The 22,335-nt window shown below is 50.4% G+C and carries 21 protein-coding genes; 8 read left to right on the top strand and 13 right to left on the bottom strand.

All coding sequences use genetic code 11. The features are described from left to right. Positions 1-2: 2 nt before the first annotated feature. The 4 genes from FQZ95_RS21205 to FQZ95_RS21190 all read right to left on the bottom strand — a co-directional run bounded on the left by FQZ95_RS21205 (position 3) and on the right by FQZ95_RS21190 (position 6,323). Positions 3-1,376: an efflux transporter outer membrane subunit gene (locus tag FQZ95_RS21205; protein WP_000946226.1), complete on the bottom strand. Its 1,374-nt coding sequence runs from the start codon at positions 1,374-1,376 to the stop codon at positions 3-5. Between the two features lie 3 nt (positions 1,377-1,379). Further along, on the bottom strand, positions 1,380-4,487 hold the full coding sequence (locus FQZ95_RS21200; RefSeq protein WP_198598466.1) for an efflux RND transporter permease subunit: 3,108 nt from the start codon (positions 4,485-4,487) through the stop codon (positions 1,380-1,382). After that, the gene (locus tag FQZ95_RS21195) at positions 4,487-5,608 is read right to left on the bottom strand and encodes an efflux RND transporter periplasmic adaptor subunit (protein ID WP_000873802.1); all 1,122 of its coding nucleotides are present in this window, start codon (positions 5,606-5,608) and stop codon (positions 4,487-4,489) included. The genes FQZ95_RS21200 and FQZ95_RS21195 overlap by 1 nt, the downstream gene beginning before the upstream one ends. A gap of 148 nt (positions 5,609-5,756) precedes the next feature. Next, positions 5,757-6,323: a TetR/AcrR family transcriptional regulator gene (locus FQZ95_RS21190; RefSeq protein WP_105271235.1), complete on the bottom strand. Its 567-nt coding sequence runs from the start codon at positions 6,321-6,323 to the stop codon at positions 5,757-5,759. Positions 6,324-6,799: 476 nt separating this feature from the next. On the opposite strand from FQZ95_RS21190, the gene fabI reads away from it, so the two are divergent. From fabI to rnb, 3 genes are all read left to right on the top strand, one after another. Further along, positions 6,800-7,588 carry an enoyl-ACP reductase FabI gene (fabI, locus tag FQZ95_RS21185; RefSeq protein ID WP_000506492.1) on the top strand — a complete coding sequence of 263 codons (789 nt, stop codon included), beginning with the start codon at positions 6,800-6,802 and terminating at the stop codon, positions 7,586-7,588. 143 nt (positions 7,589-7,731) lie between these two features. Further along, a complete protein-coding gene (locus FQZ95_RS21180) occupies positions 7,732-8,859 on the top strand; it encodes a carboxymuconolactone decarboxylase family protein (RefSeq protein ID WP_105288041.1) in 1,128 nt (375 codons plus the stop codon). 67 nt (positions 8,860-8,926) lie between these two features. Then, a complete protein-coding gene (gene rnb, locus FQZ95_RS21175; RefSeq protein ID WP_105288040.1) occupies positions 8,927-10,861 on the top strand; it encodes an exoribonuclease II in 1,935 nt (644 codons plus the stop codon). Positions 10,862-10,937: 76 nt separating this feature from the next. Here the strand turns inward: rnb and FQZ95_RS21170 are convergent, their stop codons facing one another. After that, positions 10,938-11,042: a hypothetical protein gene (locus FQZ95_RS21170; RefSeq protein WP_000221855.1), complete on the bottom strand. Its 105-nt coding sequence runs from the start codon at positions 11,040-11,042 to the stop codon at positions 10,938-10,940. A 53-nt stretch (positions 11,043-11,095) separates the two neighbouring features. Here FQZ95_RS21170 and pdeR point away from each other — a divergent pair, with 53 nt between their 5' ends. Continuing rightward, positions 11,096-13,081 carry a cyclic di-GMP phosphodiesterase gene (gene pdeR, locus FQZ95_RS21165; RefSeq protein ID WP_000859968.1) on the top strand — a complete coding sequence of 662 codons (1,986 nt, stop codon included), beginning with the start codon at positions 11,096-11,098 and terminating at the stop codon, positions 13,079-13,081. On the opposite strand, the gene ymiD is transcribed toward pdeR, so the two are convergent. Beyond that, positions 13,063-13,191, bottom strand: a complete 129-nt coding sequence (ymiD, locus tag FQZ95_RS26545; protein ID WP_212736689.1) for a protein YmiD — start codon at positions 13,189-13,191, stop codon at positions 13,063-13,065. The genes pdeR and ymiD overlap by 19 nt on opposite strands. A gap of 37 nt (positions 13,192-13,228) precedes the next feature. On the opposite strand from ymiD, the gene FQZ95_RS21160 reads away from it, so the two are divergent. From FQZ95_RS21160 to osmB, 3 genes are all read left to right on the top strand, one after another. Beyond that, positions 13,229-13,402 carry a YciZ family protein gene (locus tag FQZ95_RS21160; protein WP_001288368.1) on the top strand — a complete coding sequence of 58 codons (174 nt, stop codon included), beginning with the start codon at positions 13,229-13,231 and terminating at the stop codon, positions 13,400-13,402. 89 nt (positions 13,403-13,491) lie between these two features. Next, positions 13,492-14,241 (top strand): DNA-binding transcriptional regulator YciT, encoded by a 750-nt coding sequence (gene yciT, locus FQZ95_RS21155; protein ID WP_001088613.1) that lies wholly within the window; start codon positions 13,492-13,494, stop codon positions 14,239-14,241. A 268-nt stretch (positions 14,242-14,509) separates the two neighbouring features. Beyond that, positions 14,510-14,728 carry an osmotically-inducible lipoprotein OsmB gene (gene osmB / locus FQZ95_RS21150; RefSeq protein ID WP_000498253.1) on the top strand — a complete coding sequence of 73 codons (219 nt, stop codon included), beginning with the start codon at positions 14,510-14,512 and terminating at the stop codon, positions 14,726-14,728. Between the two features lie 125 nt (positions 14,729-14,853). Here osmB and yciH read toward each other — a convergent pair whose 3' ends face one another. The 5 genes from yciH to pgpB all read right to left on the bottom strand — a co-directional run bounded on the left by yciH (position 14,854) and on the right by pgpB (position 18,506). Further along, positions 14,854-15,180: a stress response translation initiation inhibitor YciH gene (yciH, locus tag FQZ95_RS21145; protein WP_001353236.1), complete on the bottom strand. Its 327-nt coding sequence runs from the start codon at positions 15,178-15,180 to the stop codon at positions 14,854-14,856. Further along, on the bottom strand, positions 15,180-15,917 hold the full coding sequence (gene pyrF / locus FQZ95_RS21140) for an orotidine-5'-phosphate decarboxylase (RefSeq protein WP_000176265.1): 738 nt from the start codon (positions 15,915-15,917) through the stop codon (positions 15,180-15,182). Before pyrF ends, yciH begins: the two co-directional genes overlap by 1 nt. A 191-nt stretch (positions 15,918-16,108) precedes the next feature. Next, on the bottom strand, positions 16,109-17,278 hold the full coding sequence (gene lapB, locus FQZ95_RS21135; protein ID WP_105277390.1) for a lipopolysaccharide assembly protein LapB: 1,170 nt from the start codon (positions 17,276-17,278) through the stop codon (positions 16,109-16,111). A 6-nt stretch (positions 17,279-17,284) separates the two neighbouring features. Next, positions 17,285-17,593 (bottom strand): lipopolysaccharide assembly protein LapA, encoded by a 309-nt coding sequence (gene lapA, locus FQZ95_RS21130; RefSeq protein ID WP_000876284.1) that lies wholly within the window; start codon positions 17,591-17,593, stop codon positions 17,285-17,287. Between the two features lie 148 nt (positions 17,594-17,741). Continuing rightward, entirely contained in the window at positions 17,742-18,506 is a 765-nt protein-coding gene (pgpB, locus tag FQZ95_RS21125) for a phosphatidylglycerophosphatase B (protein ID WP_105277389.1), read from the bottom strand. Positions 18,507-18,675: 169 nt separating this feature from the next. Here pgpB and ribA point away from each other — a divergent pair, with 169 nt between their 5' ends. Further along, the gene (gene ribA / locus FQZ95_RS21120; RefSeq protein WP_001176295.1) at positions 18,676-19,266 is read left to right on the top strand and encodes a GTP cyclohydrolase II; all 591 of its coding nucleotides are present in this window, start codon (positions 18,676-18,678) and stop codon (positions 19,264-19,266) included. 63 nt (positions 19,267-19,329) lie between these two features. Here the strand turns inward: ribA and acnA are convergent, their stop codons facing one another. Beyond that, a complete protein-coding gene (acnA, locus tag FQZ95_RS21115; protein WP_105277388.1) occupies positions 19,330-22,005 on the bottom strand; it encodes an aconitate hydratase AcnA in 2,676 nt (891 codons plus the stop codon). 163 nt (positions 22,006-22,168) lie between these two features. Next, a complete protein-coding gene (gene ymiC, locus FQZ95_RS21110) occupies positions 22,169-22,264 on the bottom strand; it encodes a small membrane protein YmiC (protein ID WP_001310756.1) in 96 nt (31 codons plus the stop codon). Positions 22,265-22,335 lie beyond the last annotated feature (71 nt).

The raw sequence follows: 22,335 nt of genomic DNA, 5'->3' as shown, positions 1-22,335 counted from the left end.
CCTTACTTGAGTGATGACATGCCGCCGCCCAGCGACTGCCAGAGCGTGATTCGGTTTGTAAAATCAGTCAGTTGCAGTGCCAGCAGCTCCTGCTGTGCGCTCCACAAGCTGCGCTGCGCCGTCAACACGGTCAGGTAATCACCAACACCCGCCTGATAGCGACGCAAGCCAACATCGACCGTTTGTTGCTCAGCTTTAACATACTGGCGCTGTGCATCCAGTTGCTCTTCAAGCGTGGTCCGCCGCGCCAGTGCGTTAGCGACATCTTTAAATGCGCTCTGAACGGTTTTTTCATAGGTGGCAATGAGCCCACGCTTTTGTGCTTCTGCGTAACGAAGCTGCGCCAGATTACTTCCGCCAGTGAACAGCGGTAATGTGACCGATGGTGCAAATGACCAGATCTGCATTCCGTGGCTGAACAACGACGACAATGCGTCACTGCCCACACCGGCACTGGCAGTCAGCGAAATCGTCGGGAAAAAGTTAGCCCGCGCCGCGCCAATATCTGCATTGGCGCTCTTCAAATTATGTTCCGCTTCCTGGATATCCGGGCGACGCAGCAGAACATCAGATGATACTCCCGCAGGAACCAGACTTATCATTTGTTCCGGCAGGCTTTCCAGTGTTCCCGGTAGCAGATTTTCCGCAAGCGTTGTACCTGCCAGTAAGTTCAGCGCATTTTTATCCTGCATCACTTGTGTCTGATAGCTGGCAACGCTGGCGCGCGCTTGCTGATAAACACTCATCGCCTCACTGACATCTGTCGCTGCCGCCGTGCCAACCTGTTGCTGGCGCTGGATAATTTTCAATGAGTTTTCTGCACTGGCCATCGTTTCTTTTGCCAGGGCCAGGTTGCTGTTATCGGCCGCCAGTGTCAGCCAGGCGGTGCTGATTTCAGCAATCAGCGTTAAACGAGTGTTCTGGGCTGTAAATTCACTGGCAAGCCAGGTTTCCCGCGCCGCCCGAGATAAACTCTGATTACGACCAAACAGATCTAACGTATAACTGGACACCGTGCCGTCAGCCTCGGCAGTTGTTCCCGTACCATTCGCCAGCGAACGACTGCGAGTCGAACTTAAGGCCGCATTCACCGTCGGAAATAACGACGCATTAGTTTGCCCATAGAGCGCCCGTGCTGAGTCAATATCAGCAATCGCTTTTTGCACATCGCGGTTACTGTTCAGTGCAATGGTTACTACCTGCTGCAATCGGGGATCGTGGATCACCTGCTGCCAGTCATGGCTGATTGCCTTCCCCTGGCCCTGTGCTCCCGGCAAGGTCGCCGGGATTGGGGATTCAGGCGTACTGTAGTGAGGATCGAGCGAGACACATCCCGCACTCAACAACACCAGAAAAATAAGAGAACGACGCAACATAACTTACTCCTGACGGCGCGGTTTACCGGCAAACAAACGTTTCACCAGTACAAAAAACAGAGGAACGAAGAAAATGGCCAGTAATGTAGCGGTCAGCGTGCCGCCAATAATGCCCGTACCAATGGCGATGCGGCTGTTCGCCCCTGCGCCGGTTGCTATCGCCAGCGGCATTACCCCCGCAATAAACGCCAGCGAGGTCATGATGATTGGGCGTAAACGAGTCTGCGCCGCGCGTAATGCCGCACGACTCAAGGAATAGCCCTCTGCAACCGCCGCTTCAGCAAATTCCACAATCAGAATGGCGTTTTTCGACGACAAGCCGATAGTAGTTAATAGCGCTACCTGGAAGTAAACGTCGTTGTTTAAATCACGCATCCAGGCCGCCAGCGCCGCGCCAAGAAGCCCCAGAGGGATCACCAGAATGACCGAGAACGGGACTGACCAGCTTTCGTACAGTGCTGCAAGGCAGAGGAAAACCACCAGAATAGAAACTGCATACAGACTTAATGCCTGACCGCTGGCCAGTTTCTCCTGCAATGACAAACCACTCCAGGCCCAGGTTGTTCCCGCAGGAAGACTGTTTGCCAGTTCCTCCATTTTTGTCATTGCATCGCCGGAACTAAAGCCAGTCGCGTTTTCGCCCTGAATTTCATAGGCTGCCGAGCCGTTGTAGCGCACCAGTCTTTCCGGTCCATACAGCCAGCGGGTGGTCGCAAAAGCAGAGAATGGTGTCATGACGTTATCGCTGCCGCGCACAAACCATTTACCTAAGTCTGACGGCGCGGAACGAAATTCGCTGTCGCCCTGAATGTAGACTTTTTTCACACGACCACGGTCAATAAAGTCATTCACATAAGTACCGCCCCACGCACTGGACAGGGTGTCGGTGACATCATTCAAACTCAACCCTAATGACACCGCTTTATTACTATCAATATCTACCTGCAATTGCGGCATTTGTGGCAAATCATTGGCGCGTACAGAATGTAACTCCGGACTTTGATTCGCTTTTTCTATCAACTGATTACGCATTTGCAGCAGTGTTTCACGATCGGTTCCACCGTTAGCTAACAATTCAAACGTAAAACCATTGCTTTGCCCCAGCCCATCAACGGCTGGCGGCGTCATCGCAAATACCGTGGCATCACGAATTGTGCCCAGCTCTTTGGTTGCCCGTAGGGCGATAGCCTGGGCGGTGTTTTCTGCCCCTTTACGTTGAGACCAGTTTTTCAACGAAACAAACGCCATCCCGGTGTTCTGTCCGCTGCCGCTAAAACTGAAACCATCAACGGTAAAGATGACATCGGTATTTGCTTTCTCGTTAATCAGGAACCAGTCAACAATCTGGCGATTCACTTCTGCTGTACGGGCAGCGGTCGCCCCGGCCGGCAGCGTGTACTGCACCATGATTTCGCCCTGGTCTTCAGTGGGTAAGAAACTGCCCGGCAGTTTCCACATCATCAGGGCCATTCCACCACCCAGCACGACATAAAGCCCCATCGTTCGGGCTGCACGGCGCAGGACATAAATTACGCCTCGCTGATATTTATCTTCAGTACGGCGGTAAAAGCGGTTAAATGCGCCGAAAAAGCCTTTTTTATGTGGCGGAACATGCTGGAGGACGGAACCGCACAGGGCGGGAGTCAAGGTCAATGCCACCACCACGGAAAGCAGCATTGCGGAGATGATGGTGATGGAGAACTGACGATAAATTACGCCCGTAGATCCCCCAAAGAAGGCCATCGGCAGGAATACGGCTGACAACACCAGCGCAATGGCAACCAGTGCGCCAGAAATCTCGCCCATTGATTTTTCCGTGGCTTCACGCGCGGGCAACCCTTCGTCACGCATAATGCGTTCGACGTTCTCCACCACCACAATGGCATCGTCCACCAGCAAGCCGATCGCCAGCACCATTGCAAACAACGTCAGGGTATTAATCGAATAGCCAAACAACGCAAGAACGCCGAATGTGCCCAGCAAAACGACGGGGACAGCTAACGCCGGAATCAGTGTGGCACGCAGGTTTTGCAGGAATAAATACATCACGCAAACCACCAATACGATGGCTTCAAACAGCGTCTGAATTACGTCCTCTACAGAGATTTTAATAAATTCAGTGCTGTCTTTCGGGTATGCGATGTCGTATCCCTGCGGCATGTTCCGCTGGAATTCGGCAATCTTATCCTTGACCAGCGTCGCCGTATTCAGCGCATTCGCACCGGGCGAAAGCATTACAGCAACCCCGGCAGACGGGTGACCGTTAAGTTTGCCGATAGCGGTATAATCTTCACTGCCCATCTCAACGCGAGCCACATCTTTTATACGAACAACTGCGCCGTCTGACTGGCTTTTCACGATAATATTTTTGAACTGATCCACCGTCTGCAAGCGAGACTGCGCACGTACCGTTGCGGTCAGTTGCTGAGTATTCGGTGAAGGCAATGCCCCTATTTTCCCGGCAGTAACCTGCACGTTTTGCGCTTCAATAGCACTTTGCACGTCTGAAGGCATTAGCGAGTAAGACGCCAGTTTGGCCGGGTCAAGCCAGATGCGCATAGCGTATTCCGCGCCAAAGACTTGCAGACTCCCCACACCTTCAACACGCGCCAGCGGGTCCTGAACGTTACTAACCAACCAGTCGGCGATATCCGAACTGGAGGCTTTGTCAGTGGTGTCATACACGGCAGCAATCAGCAAAAAGTTGCTTTGTGATTTCTCCACCGTAACACCCGTTTGCTGCACTTCGCTGGGTAGGCGCGACTCCGCCTGCTGAATTTTATTCTGCACCTGAACCTGTGCAGTATCTGGATCGGTACCTTGTTCAAAGGTCACATTAATACTGACCGAACCATCAGAGCTGCTGGTTGAGCTGAAATAGAGTAAATTATCAAGCCCAGTGAGTTGTTGCTCGATAACCTGAGTCACGCTGTTCTCCAGCGTTTCGGCAGAAGCACCAGTATAAGTGGCTGAAATTTTAATGGTCGGTGGCGCAACGTCAGGATATTGCGCGACGGGCAATGTGCGAATAGCCAGAATCCCCGCCAACATAATCAAAATGGCGATAACCCAGGCAAAGACCGGGCGGCGAACAAAAAAGCGCGAAAACATCAGGCGTTGCCTCCATTAGCCTGAACTTCAACAGCCTTGACGGTCTGCCCTGAAGTGACTTTGGCAGAACCTTCAACAATCAGTCGGTCGCCGTTGTGCAGGCCGTTCAGCACCAGCCATTTATCACCATACGTTTCTCCCGTTTCGAGCGTTCGCTGCTCTACTTTATTGTCTTTATTCACCACCAGCGCAGTTGCATTGCCTTTAGCATCGCGCGTGACGCCCTGTTGCGGCGCGAGAATAGCGTCTTCCATCACGCCTTCATCGACACGAGCGCGAACAAACATTCCCGGTAATAACTGCTGTTGTGGATTGGGGAAAATCGCCCGTAATGTCACCGAACCGGTAGACTCATCTACAGCGACTTCGGTGAGTTCCAGACGCCCTTTTTCGCTGTAGGTTGTGCCATCTTCCAGAATAAGTGAGACGCTCATGGTGTCACTGTTGGTCGCCAGTGACTGTTTACGCAGACGTAATAAATCGACACTGGAGCGAGTGAGGTCGACATACATTGTATCCAGACCACGAATAGTCGTTAACGCTGTATCTTGCGACGCGGTCACCAGTGCGCCAGGGGTTACCGACGAAATGCCAATGCGCCCTGAAATCGGTGCGGTTACCGTGGTCCAGTCAAGATTAATGCGCGCAGTTTCCAGTGCGGCTTTTTTCGCCTCTACACTGGCTTTATCTTGTGCACAGGTAGACTGAGCATCATCAGCATCCTGTTGTGAAACACCATTCTCTTTCACCAGTCGGGCATAACGCTGCGCTTTCTGGCAATCGGCTTTTACCAGTGCCTGTGCTTGTTGTAATGCTGCCCGGGCTTCATTCCATGCAGCCTGATAACTGGCCGCATCAATCTGGTAGAGAGGCTGTCCAGCCTTGACCAGATCACCTTCCTTAAATAAGCGTTTCTGGATAATTCCCCCAACCTGCGGACGTACTTCAGCACTGAGCGCAGCACTGGTGCGTCCGGTTAATTCACTGACTACCGAAACCGGTTGAGATTTGAGCGTAACAACGCCGACTTCTGTTTCTGACGGGGATGAATTGTTACTTTGCGTATTATCACAACCCGATAAGAGCAGCATTGCCACTACAGATGTTGCTATATACTTCATTATTTTCTCCAGGGTGAGAAATACCCTCCTCATTGAAATTAATGAGGATATGTCAGGGATATTCAGTTATAACGAACCCGCATCGCGAAATGAATTTCGCAATGAAATAAGGGGGATTAATATCCCCCGCTATTGGTTAATTCTGTTCTTATTTATTTATCAACATACTAACAATATCCTGATATATTTCCTGCAGATGTTGTGGATCGCTTTTTTGCGGTGTTAAACGACGATAAACCGTACCTTCCATCATGGTAGCAAACACTTCAACGCAGCAACGAATGTGATCGTCGCTAAGATGGGGATGCATTCTTTTCATATGTGCACAACCGTTAGCGAACATTCTGGCGTCAGCTTCTTCAAGCATTGCCATAACCCGCGGGTTGCGTGTGGCTTCTGCAGCCACTTCCAGCATCAGCGCGTCGTCGTCCTCATTTAAGGATTTACGCAAGGCAAGGACTTCCGGGAAGTGATCGGTACGCGCGTCAATGTCCATTTGGGCAATACGAAAGTCGATGATACGGCGAACCATCTCTTCAATAATGGCGTCTTTGTTGGCGAAGTAACGATATATCTGACCCACGCTAAGCTGAGCTTCACTGGCAATTTGCGACATACTGGCGGCATGAAATCCGCAGCGACGAAAACACCGACGGGCGGCGTTAATGATTTCATCCTGACGCTGTTTGTGGCGTATCTCCAGCTTGCTGGTCATTTCTGTCTCCTGGCCTATCACTTAGTGAGAATGATCATTCTCATTTTTGCTAATTATACGTTTCTCCAAAGTAATGGAAAGTATTTTTATTTATTCATGATGCATATTCTGATAATGAAGAGATTGTGGAGATTCTGTGAAGATAGTTGACAATATTAAGTTGGAGTCAATTCATCAGAAAGACAGCGACTTGTTGTCGCCAGTTCTGTTTTCATCATCAAACTTATCGGAGTTAATACGAATAGTTTCAAAGTCAGATTCTATAAGATATTTCCCCAACCTCCCCCTTGCAGGCGTCAGGAGTAGATAACGCAAAATGCTCTGTACCGCAGCTTCTCTCCGCTACAGAAAGCGCAACTATAGCCACCCACAGCCAGGTTGATTATAATAACCGTTTATCTGTTCGTACTGTTTACTAAAACGACGAATCGCCTGATTTTCAGGCACAACAAGCATCAACAATAAGGATTAAAGCTATGGGTTTTCTTTCCGGTAAGCGCATTCTGGTAACCGGTGTTGCCAGCAAACTGTCCATCGCCTACGGTATCGCTCAGGCGATGCACCGCGAAGGAGCTGAACTGGCATTCACCTACCAGAACGACAAACTGAAAGGCCGCGTAGAAGAATTTGCCGCTCAATTGGGTTCTGACATCGTTCTGCAGTGCGATGTTGCCGAAGATACCAGCATCGACACCATGTTCGCTGAACTGGGGAAAGTTTGGCCGAAATTTGACGGTTTCGTACACTCTATTGGTTTTGCACCTGGCGATCAGCTGGATGGTGACTATGTTAACGCCGTTACTCGTGAAGGCTTCAAAATTGCCCACGACATCAGCTCCTACAGCTTCGTTGCAATGGCAAAAGCTTGCCGCTCCATGCTGAATCCGGGTTCTGCCCTGCTGACCCTTTCCTACCTTGGCGCTGAGCGCGCTATCCCGAACTACAACGTTATGGGTCTGGCAAAAGCGTCTCTGGAAGCGAACGTGCGCTATATGGCGAACGCGATGGGTCCGGAAGGTGTGCGTGTTAACGCCATCTCTGCTGGTCCGATCCGTACTCTGGCGGCTTCCGGTATCAAAGACTTCCGCAAAATGCTGGCTCATTGCGAAGCCGTTACCCCGATTCGTCGCACCGTTACCATCGAAGACGTCGGTAACTCCGCAGCGTTCCTGTGCTCCGATCTCTCTGCCGGTATCTCCGGTGAAGTGGTCCATGTTGACGGCGGTTTCAGCATCGCTGCTATGAACGAACTCGAACTGAAATAATCGTTCTGTTGGTCAAGATGGGCGGCGTTCTGCCGCCCATTATCTCTGTTATACCTTTCTGATATTTGTTATCGCCGATCCGTCTTTCTCCCCTTCCCGCCTTGCGTCAGGATAACGATTTCCTTTACGACCAAGGAGCGCCCATGGAACAACGCCACATCACCGGCAAAAGCCACTGGTATCATGAAACGCAATCCAGTACTGCGGAGAATGACGTTCTGCCTCTGGTCCCGGAAGCCGCAAAGGTTCGCGATCCCTTTCTGCTCGACGTGATCCTTGATAAAGAAACGCTGGCCCCCTTCCTTTCATGGATGGTCCCGGCGCGCATTCTTGCAGCGGAGTTGTTCCCTGACCAGCTTACTGTGACCCGTTCACAGACCTTCACCGCTTATGAACGCTTGTCGACGGCCCTGACGGTTGCTCAGGTTTGCGGCGTCCAGCGGTTATGTAACTACTATTCGGCGCGACTTACGCCGCTCCCCGGGCCTGATTCCTCCAGGGAAAGTAATCATCGTTTGGCACAAATCACGCAATATGCCCGCCAACTGGCCAGCTCGCCTTCTATTATCGACAACCGATCGCGCCAACATCTGAATGACGTCGGTCTTACTGCCTGGGACTGTGTGATTATCAACCAAATCATTGGTTTTATTGGCTTTCAGGCGCGGGCAATTGCGACATTTCAGGCTTATCTCGGGCATTCGGTACGCTGGTTACCCGGTCTGGAGATACAAAACTACGCCGACGCGTCGCTGTTTACGGTTGAATCAATACGCTGGCGAAGCTGCTATGAGGTGGAAAAACTCCCTGAAGAACAGGCAAAAAGTTCAACGGCAGAACTGTGCCAACTGGCTGAAACGCTCTCTCTCCACCCTATTTCACTTTCCCTTCTCGAAAAGTTGTTAAACAGCACACGGGTCAATACACAGCCGGATAATAAGCTTGCGGCGTTGTTATGCGCGCGTATTAATGGCAGTCCTGCTTGTTTTGCCGCCTGTATGAATTCATCAAATGAATATAAAAAAATCAGCCCCCTTCTGCGCAAGGGCGAAAATGAAATTAACCAATGGGCTGACCGTGATTCTGTTGAGCGCGCTACCGTTCAGGCGATACAATGGCTGACCCGAGCACCCGATCGCTTTAGCGCCGCCCAGTTCAGCCCATTACTCGAACACGAAAAATCATCAACGCAGATTATTAATCTGCTGGTATGGAGCGGGCTGTGTGGCTGGATAAATCGCTTAAAAATCGCGTTGGGTGAGACATATTAACCTTGCCGCGTCAGACAGATTCGCGTAAAACTGTCAGCCGCTCTAATGGCCACCAAAATAGACAATTATGTTTCAGGACAACCCGCTGCTAGCGCAGCTTAAACAGCAACTGCATTCCCAGACGCCACGCGCTGAAGGGGTGGTAAAAGCCACAGAAAAAGGCTTTGGCTTCCTGGAAGTCGACGCGCAAAAAAGTTATTTCATTCCGCCGCCGCAGATGAAAAAAGTCATGCATGGCGACCGAATTATCGCGGTGATCCACAGTGAAAAAGAACGTGAATCCGCAGAGCCAGAAGAACTGGTTGAACCGTTTCTGACTCGTTTCGTGGGTAAAGTTCAGGGCAAAAATGACCGTCTGGCCATCGTTCCTGATCATCCACTCTTAAAAGACGCCATTCCTTGCCGCGCAGCCCGTGGCCTGAACCACGAGTTTAAAGAAGGCGACTGGGCGGTTGCCGAAATGCGCCGTCATCCGCTGAAAGGCGATCGTTCTTTCTATGCTGAACTAACACAATACATCACTTTTGGTGACGACCACTTTGTACCGTGGTGGGTTACCCTGGCGCGCCATAACCTGGAAAAAGAAGCACCAGACGGCGTCGCTACCGAAATGCTCGATGAAGGTCTGGTTCGTGAAGATCTGACAGCGCTGGATTTTGTCACCATCGACAGTGCCAGCACAGAAGATATGGATGACGCCCTTTTCGCTAAGGCGTTGCCGGATGACAAACTTCAGCTGATTGTGGCGATTGCCGATCCAACCGCGTGGATTGCTGAAGGCAGCAAGCTGGACAAAGCCGCGAAAATTCGCGCATTCACCAACTATCTGCCTGGCTTCAACATCCCTATGCTGCCTCGCGAGCTTTCTGACGATCTCTGCTCACTGCGCGCCAATGAAGTCCGCCCGGTACTGGCATGCCGCATGACGCTCTCCGCTGATGGCACCATTGAAGATAATATCGAATTCTTTGCCGCCACCATCGAATCCAAAGCGAAGCTGGTGTATGACCAGGTCTCTGACTGGCTGGAAAATACCGGTGACTGGCAGCCTGAAAGTGAAGCAATTGCCGAACAAGTCCGTTTGTTAGCGCAAATTTGCCAACGCCGTGGCGAGTGGCGTAATAGCCACGCACTGGTATTTAAAGATCGCCCGGATTACCGCTTTATTCTCGGTGAAAAAGGTGAAGTGCTGGATATCGTCGCCGAGCCTCGTCGCATTGCCAATCGTATCGTCGAAGAAGCGATGATTGCCGCTAACATTTGTGCGGCCCGCGTACTGCGCGATAAGCTCGGTTTTGGCATCTATAACGTGCATATGGGCTTTGATCCGGCGAATGCCGACGCGCTGGCAGCGTTGCTGAAAACCCACGGTCTGCATGTCGATGCCGAAGAAGTGCTCACGCTGGACGGTTTCTGCAAACTGCGTCGTGAACTGGATGCGCAACCAACTGGTTTCCTCGACAGCCGCATTCGTCGCTTCCAGTCATTTGCTGAAATTAGCACTGAACCCGGTCCTCACTTTGGCCTCGGTCTGGAAGCATACGCCACCTGGACTTCGCCAATCCGTAAATATGGCGACATGATCAACCACCGTCTGCTGAAAGCGGTTATCAAAGGCGAAACTGCGACGCGTCCGCAGGATGAAATCACTGTCCAAATGGCCGAGCGTCGCCGTCTCAACCGAATGGCAGAACGTGATGTTGGCGACTGGTTATACGCACGCTTCCTGAAAGACAAAGCCGGGACCGACACCCATTTCGCGGCGGAAATTGTCGATATCAGCCGTGGCGGCATGCGTGTGCGTTTGGTTGATAACGGCGCTATCGCCTTTATTCCAGCACCTTTCTTACACGCTGTGCGCGATGAACTGGTTTGCAGCCAGGAAAACGGCACTGTACAAATTAAAGGTGAAACGGCTTACAAAGTGACCGACGTTATTGACGTCACCATTGCCGAAGTCCGCATGGAAACCCGCAGCATTATTGCACGCCCGGTCGCGTAATCTCCTTTCACGGCCCATTCCTCATGAATGGGCCGTTTATTTCCCCGCTCCACCTTCGCCATATCCCGGCAGATTTTTAACTGACTTTCGTTTGAAAACTGGCGTTTTTCCAAAACTGGATTACAAATAAATAGATAAAAAAAACAATGCGTTTAGCCGCCGTTAATTTCATGTAAGTCATGTTGTTCCTTTTATTTAACCGCGGACTCCGCTGTTAACCGGAGGATATGCATCATGAAAACCGTTAGGGAGTCCACAACGTTGTACAACTTTCTCGGATCGCACAATCCATACTGGCGGTTGACGGAAAGCAGCGATGTTTTGCGCTTTTCTACCACCGAAACCACAGAACCTGAACGTACGTTGCAGTTATCTGCCGAACAGGCTGCTCGCATCAGGGAAATGACGGTCATCACTTCCAGCCTGATGATGAGTCTGACCGTCGATGAAAGCGATCTTTCTGTGCATCTGGTAGGACGAAAAATCAATAAACGGGAATGGGCTGGCAACGCGTCGGCATGGCATGACACACCGGCGGTTGCTCGTGATTTATCACACGGGCTTTCCTTTGCTGAACAGGTAGTTTCTGAAGCACATTCCGCAATAGTGATTCTCGACAGTCGGGGGAATATCCAACGCTTCAATCGGTTATGTGAAGATTACACAGGGTTGAAAGAACACGACGTCATTGGGCAAAGCGTGTTTAAACTGTTTATGAGCCGTCGTGAAGCTGCGGCATCCAGGCGCAATAACCGTGTATTTTTTCGAAGCGGCAATGCATATGAAGTCGAACTGTGGATACCAACACGTAAAGGCCAGCGGCTGTTTCTGTTTCGCAATAAATTTGTCCACAGCGGCAGTGGCAAGAACGAGATTTTTTTAATCTGTTCCGGCACCGACATTACCGAAGAGCGCCGCGCTCAGGAGCGACTGCGTATTCTGGCAAATACCGACAGTATCACCGGACTGCCGAATCGTAACGCAATGCAGGAGTTAATCGATCACGCCATTAATCAGGCAGATAACAATAAAGTTGGGGTTGTGTATCTTGATTTGGATAATTTTAAAAAGGTCAACGACGCTTATGGGCATTTGTTTGGTGACCAGCTATTACGCGAAGTGTCATTGGCCATTTTAAGCTGTCTCGAACATGATCAGGTGTTGGCGCGTCCAGGTGGCGATGAGTTTCTGGTACTGGCATCCAATACCTCACAAAGCGCGCTGGAAGCAATGGCATCACGAATTTTGACCCGCTTACGACTCCCATTCCGCATTGGTTTAATTGAAGTTTATACCAGCTGTTCAGTGGGTATTTCACTCTCTCCCGAACATGGTTCGGACAGCGCGGCTATTATTCGTCACGCCGACACAGCAATGTACACAGCGAAGGAAGGCGGACGAGGACAATTTTGCGTTTTTACCCCAGAAATGAATCAGCGGGTATTTGAATATCTCTGGCTGGATACCAACTTGCGTAAAGCACTGGAAAACGATCAGTTGGTTATTCACTATCAACCGAAAATTACCTGGCGTGGCGAAGTACGCAGTCTGGAAGCTTTAGTACGTTGGCAGTCACCTGAACGTGGGTTGATTCCACCGTTGGACTTTATTTCCTACGCCGAAGAGTCAGGGCTAATTGTGCCTTTAGGCCGTTGGGTGATTCTCGATGTCGTACGCCAGGTGGCGAAGTGGCGGGATAAAGGCATTAACCTGCGAGTGGCGGTAAACATTTCTGCACGTCAGCTCGCCGATCAAACCATTTTCACTGCCCTGAAACAGGTTCTCCAGGAACTCAATTTTGAATACTGCCCTATTGATGTTGAACTGACGGAGAGCTGCCTGATTGAGAATGATGAACTGGCACTGTCTGTTATTCAACAATTTAGCCAACTAGGTGCGCAAGTGCATCTGGACGATTTTGGTACCGGCTACTCTTCACTTTCGCAACTGGCGCGCTTTCCGATCGATGCGATTAAACTTGACCAGGTTTTTGTTCGAGATATTCACAAACAACCTGTATCGCAGTCGCTGGTCCGGGCGATCGTCGCTGTGGCCCAGGCATTGAATCTTCAGGTGATCGCTGAAGGAGTGGAGAGTAAAAAGGAAGATGCTTTTTTAACCAAGAACGGGATCAATGAGCGGCAAGGATTTTTGTTTGCCAAACCAATGCCCGCCGTCGCCTTCGAACGCTGGTATAAACGCTATCTGAAGCGCGCATAAGTAGATGAATATATATACTTAGCGATGTATTCCGTCATTATATATCGTATTCCCGGATGATAATTAGCCGTTGCCGTTAAACACTTCTCTTTTAGCGGCAATTTTTGCATTATTCATTTTCTCCCTTTTGCTATAAGGATGTCCTTGATGTCTGAATTTGATGCCCAGCGCGTTGCCGAACGTATTGATATTGTGTTAGATATCCTTGTGGCAGGCGATTACCACTCTGCGATCCATAATCTCGAGATACTTAAAGCAGAACTCTTGCGCCAGGTTGCTGAATCTACGCCAGACATCCCGAAGGCACCGTGGGAGATTTAACAATCGTGCCTTCAGGTTTTCCTATTTGAGGATGCCCGGCGCGTCAGTATTTTTTTATTAAGTATTATAACGTTATAAGAATTACAGCGATGAATTCCCGACAACAAACTATTCTACAGATGGTCATTGACCAGGGTCAGGTTAGCGTAACCGATCTGGCAAAAGCCACTGGAGTTTCTGAAGTTACCATTCGCCAGGATCTCAACACCCTCGAAAAACTGAGTTACCTCCGCCGTGCACATGGCTTTGCAGTTTCGCTTGATAGTGATGACGTCGAAACCCGTATGATGAGCAACTATACACTGAAGCGTGAACTCGCCGAGTTTGCCGCGTCACTGGTTCAACCGGGCGAAACTATCTTTATCGAAAATGGCAGCAGCAATGCACTACTCGCCCGGACTCTGGGCGAGCAGAAGAAAAATGTCACTATCATCACGGTCAGCAGCTATATTGCACATTTGCTGAAAGACGCGCCTTGTGAAGTCATTTTACTCGGTGGCGTGTACCAGAAAAAAAGCGAAAGTATGGTTGGCCCTCTGACACGTCATTGCATCCAACAGGTGCATTTCAGCAAGGCATTTATTGGTATTGATGGCTGGCAGCCTGAAACTGGGTTTACCGGTCGCGATATGATGCGTACCGATGTGGTCAATGCCGTGCTGGAAAAAGAGTGCGAAGCGATAGTCCTGACTGACAGTTCGAAATTTGGTGCTGTACATTCATACTCCATCGGCCCCGTTGAGCGATTCAATCGCGTGATTACCGATTCGAAAATACGCGCCAGCGATCTGATGCATCTTGAGCACAGTAAACTCACCGTTCACGTCGTTGACATTTAACCATTTCCCTTCTCTACGGATGATTTGCTGTTTTGCAAATCATCCGCTCTAAGATGATTCCTGGTTGATAATTAAGACTATTTACCTGTTATTAACACTCTCAAGATATAAAATTATTATCAGCGATATAACAGGAAGTCATTATCACCTGCGTGATATAACCCTGCGCGCGAGCGGATTTCACGGAATAATTTCACCAGGCTTATTCTTAGCTATTATAGTTATAGAGAGCTTACTTCCGTGAATCATAAATTCAGGAGAGAGTATTATGTTTGTAACGAGCAAAAAAATGACCGCGGCTGTTCTGGCAATTACCCTGGCAATGTCTCTGAGTGCCTGTTCTAACTGGTCTAAACGAGACCGTAACACCGCAATTGGCGCGGGCGCAGGTGCATTAGGCGGTGCAGTACTGACCGATGGCAGTACGCTGGGTACATTAGGTGGTGCAGCCGTCGGTGGTGTTATTGGTCACCAGGTCGGTAAATAATCGTAAATAAATGTCGATTATCGACTCGCAATTATAATACGCTTGATTCTGTTCAGTACGAAATAACTGAATAATACACACAGTAAAATATTCTAAAGCCACGGATATATCCGTGGCTTTTTATGTTAACCGCCGGCGAGTTTTACCTTCATCCCTTTCGCTTCAAGCAGTGATTTTAATAAATCGCGCTTATCACCCTGGATTTCAATAATTCCATCTTTAACTGCCCCGCCGCAGCCGCATTTTTTCTTCAGTTCCGCTGCCAGTTTTGTCAGTTCGGCATCATCGAGATCGACACCGGTAATCAAGCAAACGCCCTTACCTTTACGTCCACTGGTCTGACGCTGAATACGCACCACACCGTCGCCTTTAGGGCGTACAGGGGCCGCTTTTGGCTCATCAATACGTCCGGTTTCCGTTGAGTAGACCAGACGGCTGTTGGAATCACTCATCATGCACTCCGCTGTAGAGAGGCGTTGATCGCTTTCAGCGTTTGCGCTGGATCTACCGATTGCGTTACCGGGCGACCAATCACCATATAATCAACACCAGCCGCCAACGCCTGTTCTGGCGTCATAATGCGGCGCTGGTCACCAGCTTCACTCCCCTGCGGACGAATGCCCGGCGTAACCAGTTTGAACTCCTGACCGAATACCTGTTTAAAGCGCACAGCTTCCTGAGCAGAACACACCACACCATCAAGGCCACATTTTTGCGTCAGTGCCGCCAGACGTTCTGCATAATCTGCAGGTGACAGCGTCACGCCAAGATCGGCCAGGTCGCTGGCTTCCATGCTCGTCAACACCGTCACAGCAATCAAAAGCGGTGCATCTTTGCCAAACGGGACGAGTGCCTCACGCGCTGCGGTCATCATACGCGCCCCACCGGAGGCGTGAACATTCACCATCCACACGCCTAAGTCAGCTGCAGCAGCGACAGCGTGCGCTGCAGTGTTGGGAATATCGTGAAATTTCAGGTCGAGGAAGATATCAAAACCACGCTGTTGAAGTTCGCGTACAAATTGAGGTCCAAACAGCGTAAACATCTCTTTGCCGACTTTCAGACGACAATCGCGTGGGTCGATCTTGTCGACAAAGGCCAGCGCGGCATCACGATTATGATAATCAAGGGCAACAACCACAGGAGAATTCGTAACAGCGCGGGAAGAAGATGAAGCAGTTAACGTCATGACCAGACCTTCTTGATGATGGGCACCGGAAGTGGCGCGAAACAGGTAAACGGCGAGCATTCTACCCGTGGAAATAAAAAATTAACAGTTGCGATTTTTCCCCTGGCAGGCTTTTCTGCGCCCGAGTTACCGGAGCACAATGGAACATCAATAATTAGTATGTTGTAACTAAAGTCGGATTTTTTTAAAAATTACAGGCCATCAAGACCGCGAATCGGTTTAATGGTTGACCAGGCCCGACAAGATGGACAATGCCAGTAGAGGGTGTATGCGGTAAAACCACATTTCTGGCAGCGATAACGAGGCTTACTACGCACCTTCTCGCCAACCATGTCACGCAGCACCATCAGACTCTCTTTGGCACGCCCTTCTTCCGCTTCATTTAAGTGGTAATCCATTAGCTTATGGAACACACGCATGGTCGGATGACGCTGAAGCTGACGCGTAATATAGACCTGTGCGGCCTCACTACCGTCGCGCGCTTCGATGATGTCCGCAAGCATTAGTTCAGCATCGGCACCGGTGTTCTCTTCCACCGCGCGCTGCAGGAACTCAGCCCATTCGGCAGTTTTACCCAACTGCTGGTAGCAGGTTTGCAGCATTTCCAGCGTTTCGCTGACCAATTCTCTGTCCTGGGATATCACGCGTTGCAAACTTTCGACGGCTTTGGCGTATTCTCCTTTCGCCATAAATACGCGTCCCATCATGATAGATATGCGGGCGCTGTTTTTATCTGCCGCCGCACCTTTTTTTAACAAGGCCATGGCACGATCGAGATCGTCGCTGGCCATATGCTGTAGGGCTAACTCGCAGTAGAAATGAGCAATTTCGACGCGCTGCTTATCTTTACCCAGCTTCACCAGGCGTTCGGCAACATCAATTGCTTTCTGCCACTCGCTGGTAGCCTGGTAGATTTGTAGCAACTGTTGCAGCGCGCCAATGCGGAAGTCAGTTTCATCGGTCAGTTGATTGAACATGTCTTCCGCGCGGTCGTATAACCCGGCGGCCATGTAATCACGCCCCAGCTGTTGAATCGCCAACAGACGCTGTTCATAGGTCAGCGAAGCGCTTTCCATTAGGGTCTGATGGATGCGAATAGCGCGATCAACTTCGCCACGCGAACGGAACAGGTTTCCGAGCGTAAGGTGGGCTTCAACGGTACCCGTATCCTCTTTAAGCATATCGAGAAACAGGTCTACCGCTTTATCCTGTTGATTACTAAGCAGAAAGTTAACCCCCGCTACGTAATCACGCGACAAGCGGTTGGCTTCATCTTGCTTGTTTTGTTGCGCACTTCTGCGGCCCATATACCAGCCATAGGCAGCGGCTACAGGCAAAAGCAGAAACAACAACTCCAGCATAGAAAGTTATTCCTTCGCCGCTGACGAATGCGGCGCTACAGCCACGTCAGTCGCGGGTGAAAGCTGGTTTTCCAGTCGCTTTATTTTACGTTCAGCGCGCGCCAGGGAAACACGAACTCGCAGCCAGAACAGGCCGCAAATCAGCCAACCGATAGCAAACCCCGCAGCAAACAATACCGCCAGCAATGTGGAAATACGGTACTCCCCTTGCGCTAACAGATAATTAAACGTCACCTGTTGATCGTTCTGCGCACCCAACGTGACCGAAATCACGAAGATCGCTAACACCAGTAAGAAAATGAGTAAATATTTCACATTACTTCCCGTTATGTGGTTAGAGCGAATAAATTATGGTCAACTTACCGCAATAGCCCTTTAAAGTACCATTTTCGCGCCGTCTGCGAAATGGCAACCACGCGCATTGTTGATGATTTAAGGGCTAAATTCGGAAAATCAACCAGCGTTAACTTTCTTGTTCTCGTTGCGCAATTTCGCGATTTTCTTCCGCAGGTGGTGTTAATGGCCCACAAATTCGTTGTGCAAGCCACGTTGCTATCGCCACCAGCGCCCACGAAATCAACGTAGCTACCACCAGATCGCGCGGCCAATGCATCCCGAGTAGCAGGCGGCTTCCCATGACTCCTGTTGCCCAGACCAGCAAGATAGCAATGGTTAACGTTCGCCGACGCGGCCACAGCAACCCAACGGCCAACAGCGCCCAACTGGCAGCAAACATCGTGTGACCGGAAGGAAAGGCAAACCCCGTCTCTTTCTGCCAGTGTGAACGCAAATATTGTGGGATATTATTCTCTTCAGCCAACTGTTCTTTCACTAAATTTCCGCGTTCTGCTCGCTTTAAAGTGTAGAACTCATCAACCGGAATATGATGTGTTTTTTCCAGCCAGATTACAAAAGGTCGTGGTTCCTGGACTTTGTCTTTGATCCAGGATTTAACGCCTTGTCCCACAAGGATTGCCGCCGCCAGAATGGCAAATAACATAATGGCAGCCTTAATGCGAAAACGCAGACACCAGAGAAACCAGCCGAATAAAATCAAATGTGTAATGACGCCCCAGGGCTGAGTGACAGTTTCAGTAACCCAAAAAGCTGCTTTTAGTAGCCAACTTTGTTCTCCAGGTTGCCAACGCCAGCCAGAAATCCATACGGCTACCGGCATAACAAGCAATAGTGCAGCTCCCACTGCGGTACGTCTGGCAATCGAACGCATGGCATCTCCTTTTTGATAAGTCCCACAATCATAACTGAAAATGCCAGTTCCAGGAAAAATTGACAGATTTGTGCCATTCCGTGAACGATCGACGCGTCGTGATTAGGTGAACCCCTTCTCGTTATGGCAAAATAAGCCAATACAGAACCAGCATTATCTGGAGAATTTCATGCAGCTTAAACGTGTGGCAGAAGCCAAACTGCCAACCCCATGGGGCGATTTCCTGATGGTGGGATTTGAAGAACTGGCAACCGGACACGATCATGTCGCGCTAGTCTATGGCGATATTTCCGGGCATACCCCGGTACTTGCGCGCGTCCATTCCGAATGTCTGACCGGTGACGCCCTGTTCAGCTTGCGCTGCGATTGTGGCTTCCAGCTCGAAGCGGCACTGACGCAAATTGCCGAAGAAGGCCGTGGTATTTTGCTGTATCACCGTCAGGAAGGTCGTAACATTGGTCTGCTGAATAAAATCCGCGCTTATGCACTGCAGGATCAAGGTTACGATACTGTAGAGGCTAACCACCAGTTAGGCTTCGCCGCTGATGAGCGCGACTTCACTCTTTGCGCTGATATGTTCAAACTCCTTGGCGTCAATGAAGTCCGCTTGTTAACCAACAACCCGAAAAAAGTCGAAATTCTGACCGAAGCAGGGATTAATATTGTTGAACGCGTACCGTTGATTGTAGGTCGTAACCCCAATAACGAACATTATCTCGATACCAAAGCCGAGAAAATGGGTCATTTGCTGAACAAATAACCCTCTTGCATTGTGTAATTCATTTGCTTGCCGGAAGCAAAATAACCGGCAAGCAAATACTCGTTACTTCAACATATTACGAATGACATAATGCAAAATGCCGTCGTTCTGGTAGTAGGTCAACTCCGTCGCGGTGTCGATACGACAACGGCAGGGTACGACTTCCTGGCTACCATCCGCGCGCGTAAACGTCACCGGAACCGTCGCACCGGGTTGTAGACTTTGCAGATCGACAATATCAATCTTCTCTTCCCCGATTAGCCCTAACGTTTTACGCGTCACGCCTTGCGGAAATTCCAGCGGCAGGATGCCCATGCCAATTAAATTCGAGCGGTGAATTCGTTCAAACGATTCGGCAATCACAACACGAATGCCAAGTAGACGCGGACCTTTTGCTGCCCAGTCACGGCTGGAGCCTGACCCATACTCTTTCCCGGCAATCACCGCCAGCGGCGTTTGCTCCTGCTTATAGCGCATCGCGGCATCATAAATAGAGACGACATCACTGTCAGGTAGATGCCGCGTCATCCCCCCTTCAACGCCAGGCACCATTTCATTACGGATGCGAATATTGGCGAAGGTGCCGCGCATCATCACTTCATGGTTACCACGCCGCGAACCGTAGGAGTTAAAGTCTTTTCGCTCAACACCCCGACCTTGTAGATATCGCCCCGCCGGGCTATCGGGCTTAATGCTGCCCGCCGGAGAAATGTGGTCAGTGGTAACCGAATCCCCCAGCATTGCGAGGATCCGCGCACCGTGAATATCTTCCACAGGTGCTGGTGTTGCCTGCATTTCATCAAAGAAAGGCGATAAGCGAATATAGGTTGAATCTTCCTGCCAACCGTAGGTATCGGATCGTGTGACGTTAATTTCCTTCCACTCTGCTGTGCCTTCAAAAACTTCTGCGTACTCTTTGCGGAACATTTCTGTGGAGACTTGTTCTACCGCACGGGCAATTTCTTGTGCCGATGGCCAGATATCTTTCAGATATACCGGATCGCCTTTACGATCGTGACCAATAGGCTCAGAAGCGAGGTTAATATTCATATTTCCCGCCAGCGCATAGGCAACCACCAGCGGCGGCGAGGCCAGCCAGTTAGTTTTAACCAGCGGATGGATACGGCCTTCAAAGTTACGGTTGCCGGACAGCACCGCACCGACGGTTAAATCGCCTTTTTTGATTGCCGTTTCGATAGGATCGGGCAATGGACCAGAGTTACCAATACAGGTGGTACAACCGTATCCCACAAGGTTAAATCCCAGTTCATCCAGATACGGTGTCAGTTTCGCTTTTGCCAGATAATCAGAAACGACTTTCGAGCCTGGTGCCAGCGACGCTTTGACCCACGGTTGCCGCTTGAGGCCCAGGGTTACAGCTTTTTTCGCCAGCAAACCAGCGGCCATCAGCACACTTGGGTTAGAGGTGTTGGTGCACGACGTTATCGCAGCAATGACCACCGCGCCATCAGGTAACTGATACTGATGTCCGTTCATAACATAATCGACCGGCTGGCGATCTTTATGCGTGGCATTTACTTCCAGTTCGTTACTGGCGGCAAATGCTTTTGGTACATCGGGCAGTGCAACGCGATCCTGTGGGCGTTTTGGCCCTGCCAGGCTCGCTTCAACGTCATTCATATCCAGTTCTAACGTACTGGTAAAAATCGGTTCATCGCCCGGGTTACGCCACATGCCCTGCGCTTTGGCATATTTTTCGACCAACTCGACCTGATCTTCGCTGCGCCCGCTTAAACGCATGTAATCGAGGGTGACAGCATCGATTGGGAAGAAGCCACAGGTGGCACCATATTCTGGCGACATATTGGCAATGGTGGCGCGATCCGCCAGCGGTAGTGAATCCAGCCCATCACCATAAAATTCGACGAATTTCCCCACCACGCCATGTTTGCGCAGCATTTGGGTAACAGTGAGAACCAGGTCTGTGGCGGTAATACCTTCACGTAATTTTCCGGTGAGTTTAAAGCCCACTACGTCCGGGATAAGCATGGAAACCGGCTGGCCTAACATTGCGGCTTCGGCTTCGATCCCACCAACGCCCCACCCCAGCACGCCAAGGCCGTTGATCATGGTGGTGTGCGAGTCAGTACCAACGAGTGTATCCGGATAAGCAATCCATTCACCGTCCTGCAATTCGCTCCACACTGCTTTGCCGAGATATTCGAGGTTAACCTGATGGCAAATGCCTGTGCCTGGCGGCACGACGCTAAAACGACTGAACGCCTGCTTTCCCCATTTCAGGAACACATAACGTTCGTGGTTGCGCTCCATTTCCAGGCGCACGTTTTCTTCAAATGCCTCATCATCACCAAAACGATCGACGGTCACCGAGTGGTCAATGACCAGGTCGACCGGTGAGAGCGGGTTAACCTTTGCAGTATCGCCGCCGAGGCGTTTAACCGCTTCGCGCATTGCCGCCAGATCAACAACGGCAGGTACGCCGGTAAAGTCCTGCATCAGCACCCTTGCCGGGCGGTAGGCAATTTCACGGTCAGCATGGGCATTTTTCAGCCATCCCACCAGCGCGTAGATATCCTCTTCGGTAACCGAGTTACCATCCTGCCAGCGCAGCAGGTTTTCGAGCAAAACTTTGAGTGACTTAGGCAGACGGGTGATATCGCCCAGTGATTTGGCAGCAAGCGGCAGGCTGTAGTAGTGGTAAGTTTTATCTTTGGCCTGCAACGTGTCCTTACTGGCTTCTCGTAGGGTTGACGACATAGCTCCTCCTTAATGACAGGGTTGCGAAGCCCTGATTCTCTTCAGGGTGAATATTAAAGATAACACAAACATTGCGTAACGATTTGATAACAACCCAAATTGATAAAAGAGGAGAAACCTTGTGGCAAAGCAAATGAAAACCCCGCCGCAGCGGGGTCAGGGATCAGTGAGTAATGATCCAGAGGAGTTCGGCCCAGAAGAGCATCGACAGAGAAAATGCGCCCATCCAGGACCAATATTTCATATTTGTGTTGATCATAGGCTACACCCTTAACGGTTATTACTTTGTGTTGAGATAACTCAACCTGTTATTGCTGCGGTGTATTAAAA

This window comes from Escherichia sp. HH41S, from assembly GCF_009820115.1.
Classification (GTDB): domain Bacteria; phylum Pseudomonadota; class Gammaproteobacteria; order Enterobacterales; family Enterobacteriaceae; genus Escherichia; species Escherichia coli_F.
This window is presented reverse-complemented; position numbering and strand designations above follow the sequence as displayed.